General features: G+C 38.2%; 1 protein-coding gene. It reads left to right on the top strand.

Annotation, left to right across the window (positions count from 1 at the left end; all coding sequences use genetic code 11):
* The first annotated feature begins 367 nt into the window (after positions 1-367).
* Positions 368-1,486 (top strand): Fic family protein, encoded by a 1,119-nt coding sequence (locus tag ACE01R_RS17715; protein WP_395552795.1) that lies wholly within the window; start codon positions 368-370, stop codon positions 1,484-1,486.
* Positions 1,487-1,768 lie beyond the last annotated feature (282 nt).

The following is a 1,768-nucleotide window of genomic DNA, read 5'->3' as shown; positions in this document are numbered from 1 at the left end:
CGTAAGCTAGGGCGTACAAAATAGCCTAAATTTCATCCACAGCAATTGGGGATAGTTTTCGCCCTGGAAGAGCTGATAACATTGGGAAAATGCCAAAATTGAGCGTTTTTCAACCGATTCTATTGGTAAAAAATGACAAACCTGTTTAAAAAACACACGAGTTGTTAAAACGTGTGTTTTTTAAACTTTTTGGTTTTGGATTAATTGGTTTAACTATTTGATAAATAATAATATTTAAAAACGATGTTATTCCCAAGTAGAAATGTCCTAGATAAAGTGAGCTAATTAATTATTTTATTCGACTCACAATATGAGCCGAATAGATGCTATATTCAACTCATCTGAAATTTTAGATGAGCGATTGAAAATGCAGGAATGGATCTGGCAAGCTGAAAACTGGACAAATTTTACATGGCTAGATTCAATTATCTTGCCTAAAACCAGACAGATACATCAAAAAATAGGGATTCTTCTCGGGCAAAGTCAGCATGATTTAGCAAAAGAACAGTTTACCCTAGATACTCTACTTGCAAATCTTGTTGCTTCATCTGCAATTGAAAACGAAACGATCAATGTTTTTTCATTGCGATCATCTCTAGCTCAACGTTTAGGTGTCACACTTGAACAGCCTTATCCAAGCTCAGATCGATCAGAAGGTTTAGCTAATATCATGCTAGATGCGCTGAACGATGTTAAGCAACCACTGACTGTTGAGCGTCTCATGCAATGGCATCGTTGGCTTTTCAATGACCCAGATTGGACAATGCAACGTTTACGCATTGGTCAACTTCGAGGATCAGAGCCTATGCAGGTCGTTTCAGGTCGATTGGATTACCCTAAAGTACATTTTGAAGCACCGCCAAGAGAAGGCTTAGAAGAACGCTTAAATACCTTCATAGCGTGGTTTAATCAGAGTCTGAATGATTCATTGCTTGATCCTCTATTACGTGCAGGCATTACCCATTTATGGTTTGTTACCCTACATCCTTTTGATGATGGTAATGGACGTATTACACGCATACTTACAGACCTTGCTTTAGCTCAAATGGATGAACAGAGCATCCGTTTGTACGCAATGTCTACTACGATATTGAATAAGCGTAAAAGTTACTATGAGATATTAGAACAAACTCAAAAAAATGATTCTGATATCACAGATTGGCTAGTTTGGTTTCTAGATACATTGAATGATAGCCTTGAAAAAACCTTAGCGCAGATCAATCGAATATTATTTAAAAGTCAATTTTGGCATAAGTATTCAAATTTAGCCCTGAATGAAGAACAACGCAAAGTCCTAAATCGTTTATTAGACGGTGGCGAAAATGGCTTTGAACATGGTATCAGTGCGTCACAATATCAAAAGGTTGCTAAAATCAGTAAGGCGACAGCTACTCGCCATTTATCAGACTTACTTGAGAAAAAATGTATCATTAAATTGGAAGGTGGCGGACGTAATACACGCTATCAGATCAATACTACGTTATAGATATTTAAGTAATAAAAAACCCCGGCATCCTGCCAGGGTTTTTCGTATTGGTTCGCTCGGTATAACTCCTGTCGTACCTGCCGATCCGTGTGCGATTTTCTTATTCTTATTATTTGGAGCATCCTGCTCTCTATGTACCCATCATAGGAAAATTCCACTGTTTCAGGTAGCCGCAAAGGGCCGAGATTCACGTAAGCTAGGGCGTACAAAATAGCCTAAATTTCATCCACAGCAATTGGGGATAGTTTTCGCCCTGGAAGAGCTGATAACATTGGGAAAATG

The organism is Acinetobacter sp. BSP-28, from assembly GCF_044130285.1.
In the GTDB taxonomy this organism is placed as follows: Bacteria; Pseudomonadota; Gammaproteobacteria; order Pseudomonadales; family Moraxellaceae; genus Acinetobacter.
Note: the sequence above shows the minus strand (reverse complement) of the source record. Positions and strands in the feature narration are given on the sequence as shown.